General features: G+C 65.3%; 3 protein-coding genes. All 3 read left to right on the top strand.

Features of this window, described 5'->3' with window-relative positions:
- Nucleotides 1-292: phosphoribosylaminoimidazolesuccinocarboxamide synthase (locus ACQKJZ_RS19340; RefSeq protein ID WP_427733329.1), on the top strand; the 292-nt coding region annotated here is incomplete at its 5' end.
- Nucleotides 292-522 (top strand): phosphoribosylformylglycinamidine synthase subunit PurS, encoded by a 231-nt coding sequence (purS, locus tag ACQKJZ_RS19345; protein WP_042486357.1) that lies wholly within the window; start codon nt 292-294, stop codon nt 520-522. The genes ACQKJZ_RS19340 and purS, both read left to right, overlap by 1 nt.
- The gene (purQ, locus tag ACQKJZ_RS19350; RefSeq protein WP_427733331.1) at nt 522-1190 is read left to right on the top strand and encodes a phosphoribosylformylglycinamidine synthase subunit PurQ; all 669 of its coding nucleotides are present in this window, start codon (nt 522-524) and stop codon (nt 1188-1190) included. The genes purS and purQ overlap by 1 nt, the downstream gene beginning before the upstream one ends.
- The last annotated feature ends 235 nt before the right edge of the window (nt 1191-1425 follow it).

Raw genomic sequence — 1425 nt, forward strand, 5'->3', positions numbered from 1 at the left:
GGGAAGGGTCGCGGCGATCGGGATTCGCCTGGTCGCCTTCGAGCTGGAATTCGGCCTCATCTGGGACAATGACTTCGGTCGCATCATCCTGGCCGACGAGATCAGCCCCGATGGCTGCCGCCTGTGGGACATGACCACCAACGAGAAGCTGGACAAGGACCGTTTCCGCCGGGATCTCGGCGGCGAGGTCGAGGCCTATCAGGAAGTGGCGCGCCGTCTGGGCCTGCTGCCCGAGGGGGGCGACACCGCCGTCCTCGATCTGGAAGAACACCGCAAGAGCCGGGGCAAGTAATGAAGCTGAAGATTTTCGTCACCCTGAAGCCCGGCGTGCTCGATCCGCAGGGCAAGGCGATCCACCACGCGCTGGAAAGCCTGGGCTTTGCGGGCGTCAATGACGTGCGCGCTGGCAAGCTGATCGAGCTGGAAGTCGCCGACGCGACGACCGACGCGCAGATCGACGAGATGTGCCGCCAGCTGCTCGCCAATACCGTGATCGAGAATTACCGGGTGGAGCGCGCCTGATGAAGACCGCAGTCATCGTCTTTCCCGGCTCGAACTGCGACCGCGACCTCGCCGTCGCGCTGGAGGCGGTGACGGGCGTCAAGCCGGCCATGGTCTGGCACGGCGACAGCGAACTGCCCGAGGGGCTGGGGCTGATCGGCGTGCCGGGCGGCTTCTCCTACGGCGATTACCTGCGCTGCGGCGCGATCGCGGCGCGGTCGCCGATCATGCGTGCGGTCGTCGAACAGGCGAACAAGGGTACGCCGGTGTTCGGCGTGTGCAACGGCTTTCAGGTGCTGGCCGAGACCGGGCTGCTGCCGGGCGCGCTGATGCGCAACCGCTCGCTCAACTTCGTGTGCCGCGACGTGAACCTGGAGGTCGCCAACACCGACAGCGCCTTCACCCGCCTGTACGAACAGGGCGAGACGATCCGTATTCCGGTCGCGCATCATGACGGCAATTACTTCGCCGATGCCGAGACGCTCGACCGTCTGGAAGGCGAAGGCCGCGTCGCCTTCCGCTATGCCGAGGACGTCAACGGCTCGGCGCGGGGCATCGCGGGCGTGCTGAACGAGAAGCGCAACGTACTGGGCATGATGCCCCACCCCGAACGCCGCATCGAAGCCGCGCACGGCGGCGACCATGGCCGCCGGTTGTTCGAAGGCCTGCTGGAGATGGCGGGGGCCTGATCCCCGCCCCGTTCGGCCTGAGAGAAGTCGAAGGCCACGGGATGACATCTGGGGGAAGCGGGGCAACTCGCTTCCCTTTTTCATTGGCTCGCGCGAAGACGCGAAGAAGATATTTGTTCGCGTGGAGCCGCGGAGGACGCGGAGGTGTCTCGCCTAGTAGAGGCCTGCCCCCTTTCAGAATAGGATGACATGAAATGCTCCCCTCCCCTTCAGGGGAGGGGCAAAAAAAAAAAAA

This window comes from Sphingomonas sp. NPDC019816 (assembly GCF_050274375.1).
Taxonomy (GTDB): domain Bacteria; phylum Pseudomonadota; class Alphaproteobacteria; order Sphingomonadales; family Sphingomonadaceae; genus Sphingomonas.

Bases quoted from the DNA above. Each gene is read 5' to 3' on its own strand.
- purS (WP_042486357.1), top strand. From the start codon at position 292: ATGAAGCTGAAGATTTTCGTCACCCTGAAGCCCGGCGTGCTCGATCCG.
- purQ (WP_427733331.1), top strand. From the start codon at position 522: ATGAAGACCGCAGTCATCGTCTTTCCCGGCTCGAACTGCGACCGCGAC.